Source organism: Sulfuricella sp. (genome assembly GCF_035531155.1).
Taxonomy (GTDB): domain Bacteria; phylum Pseudomonadota; class Gammaproteobacteria; order Burkholderiales; family Sulfuricellaceae; genus Sulfuricella.
On sequence record NZ_DATKTK010000062.1, the window covers coordinates 41785 to 50026 of the forward strand.

The window sequence follows — 8242 nt, forward strand, 5'->3', positions numbered from 1 at the left end:
GGTTACGGCGCAAAAAACCGCGCCTAACCCAACCTACATAACTTCACTAATCGGGGCTACACCCTCAGCGATCCGTTTCTCGATGTGGGCCAGTGCGGCATCCACCGCGTCGATGAGGATCAGGCACAGGTCACCGGGTTCCAGGCGCGCGAGGGCGGTGTCGATGGCCAGGAATTCACCGCGGATTTCCTCAATCGCAGAGGCACGGCTGGCATGTTCCAGGCCCTGCTGCAGGAGCGCCAGCACCTCACCGTCGGCCCGCCCGCGCTGGCACTGATCCTGGTACAGGATCACAGCGTCGAAAGCCTCCCCCAGAATCTGAGTTTGCTGGCAAATATCTTCATTGCGCCGGTCGCCCGCGCCGCTGATTACGACCATGCGCCGCTTCGCCGGCATGTGCTCGATGGCCTTCACCAGCGCCTGAATGGCATCCGGGTTGTGCCCGTAGTCCGCGATCAGGGTGGCGCCACGGTAGTCGAACAGGTTGAAGCGCCCAGGCACGGTTGCCGCATCGCTCACAAATGAGGCAAGTCCGGCGTGGACGATTTCCCAGTCCAGACCCAACGCCCAGGCAGCGGCGATCGCTGCCATCGCGTTCTCGACCTGGAAACCGATCGAGCCATTCCGGGTGAGAGGAATTTGCGCCAGTGCGATGCGATGCTCGAAACTGCCCTCGGCGGCCACAATGGCATCTCCGTCCACGTACACCACACGCAGGCCACGCGCGCGGTGTGTGGCCATGACCGGATGATGCGGGTCGCTGGTGAAGAATGTCACCGAACCTGGACAGGCATCGGCCATCTTCACCACGATCGGGTCTGCCGCGTTGAGAACCGCAACGCCGCCAGGTGCAACGTTCTCGACGATAACCCTTTTTACTACGGCCAGATCATCGACCGTGCTGATATAACTGAGGCCGAGGTGATCCCCCATGCCGATGTTGGTGACTACCGCCACGTTGCAGCGGTCGAATGCCAGCCCCTCACGCAACACGCCTCCACGCGCGGTCTCGAGCACCGCGGCATCGACATCGGGATGGCGCAGCACGGTACGTGCGCTCTTGGGGCCGCTGCAGTCACCGGTGTCGATGCGCCGCCCCTCGATGTAGACGCCGTCCGAGTTGGTCATGCCAACGCGCAAACCCTTCTTGCCGAGGAGGTGAGAGATCAGGCGCACGGTTGTCGTTTTCCCATTGGTGCCGGCAACCGCCACCACCGGTATGCGGCCATCTTCACCTTCGGCGAACATGCTCGAGATGATCGCTTCGCCGACTGCGCGCCCCTTGCCAAACGAGGGGGCGAGGTGCATGCGCAGGCCTGGAGCGGCGTTGACTTCAATGACGGCACCGCCTTGTTCCTCAAGCGACCTGTGTACGCTGTCACACACCACGTCCACGCCGCAGATGTCGAGTCCGATCATCTGGGCTGCTGCCACTGCACGTGCCGCCACTTCCGGGTGAACGTCGTCGGTCACATCGGTCGCCGATCCGCCCGTGCTCAGGTTTGCATTGTTCCGCAGCATCACGCGCGCGCCCTTGGTGGGTACTGAATCTGCGGCGTGGCCCTGCTTGGCGAGTGTCGCCAGGGCAATGTCGTCGAAGTGGATTTTGGTGAGTGAGGTTGCATGCCCCTCGCTGCGCAGGGGATCGCTGTTGACCTGATCGACAAGTTCGCGGATGGTATGAACGCCGTCGCCGATCACTTGGGGAGGGTCGCGGCGTGCCGCTGCGACGAGATGATTTCCCACCACCAGCAGGCGGAAGTCATAGCCGGGAATATAGCGTTCAACCATGATCTCGGAGCTGACTTCGGCGGAGGCGGCATAGGCCGCCAGCACGCTTTCACGGGTCTCGATATTGACGGCAACGCCTTTGCCCTGATTGCCATCCTGGGGTTTTATCACCACCGGGCCGCCGATTTCACAGGCTGCCACCCAGGCATCCTCGGCATTCGACACGGGCCGCCCGTGGGGTATCGGAACCCCGGCCGCATCGAGCAATATTTTGGTCAGTTCCTTGTCTTGGGCGATGGCCTCTGAAATGGCGCTGGTACGGTCTGTCTCGGCGGCCTGGATGCGGCGCTGCCGGCTACCCCAGCCGAACTGCACCATGCTGCCCGAAGTCATGCGCCGATAAGGGATTCCGCGCGTCACTGCGGCCTGAACGATGGCCCCGGTGCTGGGCCCGAGGCGCTCGTCCTCATCCAGCTCGCGCAGGCGTGCCAGTGCATCGGCGAGGTCGAATGGCGTGTCGTTCACTGCTGCATGGCATAGCGTTTGCGCGAGCTCGAACGCGAGTCGACCTACCTGCTCCTCGCTGTATTCGACCACGACCTGGAATACCCCTGCCTCAGTCGTTGCTGCAGTACGGCTGAAGGTCACCGGACATCCGGCCTGCACCTGCAGCCCAAGGGCGGCGAACTCCAGGGCGTGCGCTATGGAAATGGATTCTTCGTGACCCGCAGGCTTCAAGGAACCGATTTCCGGGAACCGTGCGCGCAGTCTGGCTTCGAAGTCGGGCATATCACCGATCAGGCATTCACTGCATGTCACAATGGCTTCAATCGTAGTGCGTCTACTCCACAGATTGGGGCCGCGCAACGCCCGGATGCGTGATACTTCCATTTTGTTTCCCCAAGTTACCCGGCCAGCTATGCCGCGGTAGGATGTTTATCCTAAAATAAGCTATTTAACCGCAGAGGACGCAAATAAATTCAAATGGTTAGCGTAACAAGCTTATTCACCCAGCGGGTGACTCAGCACAACTTGCCAAGGTCTTGTTTTTGCGAGTTGGGCGACAAGTCGCCCATCCCTGCCTACCCCGTTACCTCTGCGTCCTCCGCATCCTTTGCGGTGAAACGCCGTTTTTTATGTTTATTGGTCGGCCCTAAAGGTTTCGATTCCGGCGCGGATCAGTTCCAGAGGCAGGCCGAGTGCCCATGCCGCCCCGGCCGCCGCCAGAACATTCTCGATCTGCAGCCCTGCAACACCGGCGCCTGCCAGCATAATGCCGGACACTTCGACAAGTCGTGCTTCTTCATTGCCCGTAGCGAATGCCACGAAGCCGTCGCGTACCAGCACCGCTCGCTTCCCCTGTGTCAGGTGGTCAGTGATGGCCGGAATATCAGGGCAAGCGCCGAAGAGGATGACTTCGCCGTCGCATAGCGGCGCCATTTCCGCCACCATCGGGTCGTTGCCGTTGAGCACCGCCACCCCTTCCGGAAGCACTACGTCGACCTGGGTGCGCAGTACGTTGAATACCTGATCGGGTGTCTCAATGTAATATTTTCCAAAGTGCCGGACCGGGTCAATATCGGTGACGACGCCGACCTGGCATCGGTCGTAGGCCAGACCCTCGCTCAGGATTATATCGCTGCCATTCTCGAACACGGCTGCCTCGGCCACCCGGTTCAGCAGTACCTTGCGAGCGGCTGCCCAGGTCGCACGGTTCCCTTTTTCAACCAGTCGTTGATCATGATAGAGGCCGTCACTACATGCCAGGCCCACGCGCTTGCCGCTGAGGTGAAGCAGGAACGCCACCAGCCGTGCGACCAGATTGGTCCCGTTGGTTCCGGTGATGCCGACAATGGGGATGCGGCCGTTCGCACCTTCGGGGAACAGGCTGTCGACAATGGCCCGGCCAATGGGACGGGGTTCGCCGCTCGCCGGCTTGAGGTGCATAAGCAGACCGGGTCCGGCGTTGACCTCGACGATCGCGCCCCGCTGCTCATCGAGGGGACGCGAGATATCCTCGGCGACCAAGTCGACCCCCGCAACATCCAGCCCCACGATACGGGCCGCGAGAGAGACGGTTGCCGCCACATCCGGATGGACGAGGTCGGTCACGTCGAAAGCGACGTTGCCGTTGCGCTGGATCATCACTTCTGCGCCCAGTGGCGGTATGGCGTCGGGGGTGAAACCCTGGCGCGTGATTTCGAGCCGGACGGCCGGGTCTTTATCCACCAGAACCAGATTGAGCGGGTAATCCTCGGTCGTACCGCGCCGTGGGTCGGTATTGATCTGGGTATCGATAAGCTCAATGAGGGTCGAACGGCCATCGCCCACCACGGATGCAGACTCCCCGCGAGCCGCCGCCGCCAGGCGTCCGCCCACGACCAGCAGCCGGTGTTCGTTGCCGCGCACGAAACGCTCGACAATGACGGCGCTACCCTCGGCGAGCGCCAATTTGTAGGCGGCCTCGACCTCTTCGCGCGTCATCAGTTCGGTGGAGACTCCGCGGCCATGGTTGCCGTCGCGGGGTTTGACCACAACCGGAACGCCGATCTCCTCGGCGGCCTCCCACGCGTCTTCCGGGCTATCGACGAGGCGTCCTTCGGGAACCGGCACGCCGCAAGCCTGGAGCAGGTTCTTGGTCAGATCCTTGTCGCTCGAAATACTTTCGGCAATAGCGCTGGTCTGGTCGGTTTCGGCGGTCCAGATGCGGCGGCTCCGGACGCCGTAGCCCAATTGCACCAGGTTGCCTTCGGTCAGCCGGATAGCCGGAATGCGTCGATCCGAGGCTGCATCGACGATGCATGCCGTGCTGGGGCCGAGGCAAAGTGCATCGGCCAGATCGCGCAGGCGGGCAACCGTGGAGGGCATGTCGAACGGGCGATCCTCGATCGCCGCCATGACGAGATCGCGAGCAGCATACAGGCAGGCGCGGCTCACTTCTTCGTGGCGCGACCGCACAACGACTTTATAAACGCCCCGCACCGAGGTGCTGCGCGCTTTTCCGAAACCGCTCTGCATGCCTGCCAGGTTCTGCAACTCCAGGGTGACATGTTCGAGAATGTGTCCCGGCCAGGTACCCTCGCGCACCCGCTGCAGGAAGCCGCCTCGCTCGCCGACGCCGCAGCGGTGTTCGATCAGCGAGGGCAACCATGATGACAGGCGCTCGTAGAAACCGGGGATGGTATTGGAAGGCGAATCCTCCAGGTCTCCGATGTCAACCCATGCTTCGAGAACTGGACGGTATGTCCATATATTCGGTCCACGCAGAGGCACGATTTTGAGAAATTCGATTTTCTTTTCCATACAAATACTTAAAAGCCTCTCAGTGGATCCAGCCATTGGCGGGCCGAGCGGCAGAGCCGACGTGTTCTTTGGGATAACCCAGAAGGATAGGGTGATTTGAGCATATTGCGTTGTTGCTCGCAACTAGTCTGGAATAAACAAAAGGCGCCGTTTGCGTCGGGCACCATGCTCAAATCGCTCAGTGGCATATGGCTTGCAAATCTGTTGAGGGCTCTTGAGGTTAGGTGTGTCACAGGTAATTTTTACTTAGAAAAAGTTTTTAACCACGAATTTGCACGAATAAAACACGAATGTTCTGGAATAATCAGTTAGTTAGCCTGATTTACCTGTTTGGCGACACGATGATTGTCTTTAACTATTCGTGTTTATTCGTGAACATTCGTGTCATTCGTGGTTAATCGCCGTTTTTTAAACAACAAACAACTGGGAATGTTAACGCTGCATGCGGCAATCCGTTTACCGCAGGGGGCAGAAGATTTTTTGAAAATGGTCGTGTGGCGGGTGCTGTACTCTTGCTTTCAAGGCAAGTAAACTGCATTCCAGTGTGGCCCCCGGTGAGGCCATGAACCCCCAAGCAAAGATCCAAGGTAGATTTGTGAAAACCATCCCCTCTCTTCTTTCCGTGCCAACCGGCAAGTCTTTGCCCGATACCTGGCGCGCCGAGGTGGAGTCTCAGCTGGCCAACGAAGAGGAGATTCTGGCGTGGCTGGAGATCGATCTCGATGTGCGCCTGCATTTTACCCTGGGCCTGGTGGTCGTGACCAACCGTCGATTGCTTGCCAAGGGACTCGAAGAGACCGCATGGCGAGATTGGACTTACCGGAAAGGGCTAGTCCTCCAGCGTCACGATCATGCCGGGGTGGGTAGCCTGGAGCTGCACGACGACGAGGCGCGCCTCGCCTGCTGGCGCTACACTCTGGGCCATAATAGTGTCGCACTGCGGCTGGTCGAACACTTCGAGCAGCAACTTGCCGGCTTTCTCGCCGGGCATCCTGTCAGCCTCCCGGCAGAGGCTGTTTGCCCCAGCTGCAAGGCCCCGCTCATGCCGGGCCAGGAAGAGTGCCCCATCTGCACCAAGGAAATCCATGTCCCGCCCTCGACGTGGACGTTGTTCCGCCTGTGGCGCTTTGCCAAACCCTATAACGGACAGCTGCTTGCCGGCTTCCTGCTGACGCTGGCATCCACTGCCGCCACCCTGGTGCCACCTTACCTGACCATGCCATTGATGGACAAGGTGCTGATTCCCTACCAGAACGGCGCCCCCATCGATTACGGCACGGTGGCACTCCTGCTCGCGGGGCTGCTGGGGTCGGCGCTGGTGGCATGGAGCCTGGGCTGGGCACGCACCTACATCCTCGCCCTGGTGAGCGAGCGCATCGGGGCCGACCTGCGCACGACCACCTACGAGCATTTGCTGCGGCTCTCCCTGGAGTATTTCGGCGGCAAGCGCACCGGCGACCTGATGACCCGTGTCGGTTCCGAGACCGACCGCATCTGCGTGTTCCTTTCGCTGCACCTGCTGGACTTCGCCACGGACGTGCTGATGATCCTCATGACCGCGGCGATCCTGTTTTCGATCAATCCCTGGCTGGCGCTGGTGACATTGCTCCCGCTGCCCTTCATCGCCTGGATGATCCATGTGGTGCGCGACAAGTTGCGCACCGGCTTCGAGAAGATCGACCGGGTCTGGTCGGAAGTGACCAACGTGCTGGCGGATACCATTCCCGGCATCCGCGTGGTCAAGGCCTTCGCCCAGGAAAAGCGCGAAGCGGCGCGCTTTCGCGAGGCCAACCAGCACAACCTCGCGGTCAATGACCGGCTGAACAAAATCTGGTCCCTGTTCACGCCTACCGTGACCCTGCTGACCGAAGTCGGGCTGCTCGTGGTGTGGGCCTTCGGCATCTGGCAGGTCTCGCGCAACGAGATTACGGTGGGCGTGCTGGTCGCCTTCCTGGCCTACATCAGCCGTTTCTATACGCGGCTCGACTCGATGAGCCGCATCGTTTCGGTGACGCAGAAGGCCGCTGCTGGAGCAAAACGCATTTTCGATATTCTCGATCACGTATCCAGCGTTCCGGAGCCAACCACCCCGGTTCACCTCGAGCAGGTGCAGGGGGGGATCGAGATTCGCAACGCCGGTTTCCGCTATGGCAACCGCACGGTTATCCGGGGAGTCGACCTGACCATCGCCCCCGGCGAGATGATCGGCTTGGTGGGGCACAGCGGGTCGGGCAAGAGCACCCTGGCCAACCTGATTTGCCGTTTTTACGACGTGTCCGAGGGCTCGATCCGCGTCGACGGGGTGGACATCCGCTCCCTGCCGATATCCGAATATCGGCGCAACATCGGCCTGGTGCTGCAGGAACCTTTCCTGTTCTTCGGCACCATCGCCGAGAATATCGCTTACGGCAAACCCGATGCCACGCGGGCGGCAATCGTTGCCGCCGCCCGTGCCGCCCACGCCCACGAGTTCATCCTGCGCCTGCCGCAGGGCTATGACTCTCTGGCCGGCGAGCGCGGCCAAGCCCTGTCGGGTGGTGAGCGTCAGCGCATTTCCATCGCCCGGGCGTTGCTCATCGATCCGCGCATTCTGATCCTCGACGAGGCGACCTCGTCGGTCGATTCAACCACCGAAAAGGAAATCCAGAAAGCCCTGGATAACCTGGTTCAAGGGCGCACCACCATCGCCATTGCGCACCGGCTTTCGACCTTGCGCCGCGCCGACCGGTTGGTGGTTCTAGATCGCGGGCGGATTGCCGAGGTGGGCAGTCATGACGAGCTGATGGCCCGCGAGGGCGCCTATTTCCGCCTCTATCAGGCGCAAGCGCGCAACGTGGATACGGACATGGACGAGCAGGAACCGGATGTCGAGAATAACGGGAAGCCGCATGAAAAAGTCGAATGATTTCCAACTCACCCGCAATGCCTTCGGCAGGCTGGTTTTTACCGGGGCCGACGGCGAAATTCATGATGGCGTGGTGCCTGTACATGCCTTTCCCATCGCCGCCCCTGCGGAGGGAATCTCACTGGTCACTGCCGACGGGCACGAACTGGCCTGGATCGATAGACTGACGGATTTGCCGGACGAATCTCGTCTTCTTCTGGAAGAAGAGCTGGCGAGCCGGGAATTCATGCCGGAAATTCGCGGCATCCTCAGCGTATCCAGCTTTGCCACGCCCAGCGCGTGGCAGGTGGAAACCGACCGTGG

General features: G+C 60.9%; 4 protein-coding genes. 2 read left to right on the forward strand and 2 right to left on the reverse strand.

Going from position 1 to position 8242, the window contains the following annotated elements:
• Positions 1 to 33: 33 nt before the first annotated feature.
• Both cphA (VMV64_RS15120) and cphA (VMV64_RS15125) read right to left on the reverse strand, forming a co-directional pair.
• Complete coding sequence (cphA, locus tag VMV64_RS15120; protein ID WP_325331806.1) at positions 34 to 2622, reverse strand: cyanophycin synthetase; 2589 nt, start codon at positions 2620 to 2622, stop codon at positions 34 to 36.
• A 249-nt stretch (positions 2623 to 2871) separates the two neighbouring features.
• Complete coding sequence (cphA, locus tag VMV64_RS15125; protein WP_325331807.1) at positions 2872 to 5034, reverse strand: cyanophycin synthetase; 2163 nt, start codon at positions 5032 to 5034, stop codon at positions 2872 to 2874.
• A 595-nt stretch (positions 5035 to 5629) separates the two neighbouring features.
• On the opposite strand from cphA (VMV64_RS15125), the gene VMV64_RS15130 reads away from it, so the two are divergent.
• Complete coding sequence (locus VMV64_RS15130; RefSeq protein WP_414718905.1) at positions 5630 to 7939, forward strand: ABC transporter ATP-binding protein; 2310 nt, start codon at positions 5630 to 5632, stop codon at positions 7937 to 7939.
• On the forward strand, positions 7923 to 8242 hold a 320-nt coding region (locus tag VMV64_RS15135), incomplete at its 3' end, for a DUF1854 domain-containing protein (protein WP_325331808.1). The genes VMV64_RS15130 and VMV64_RS15135, both read left to right, overlap by 17 nt.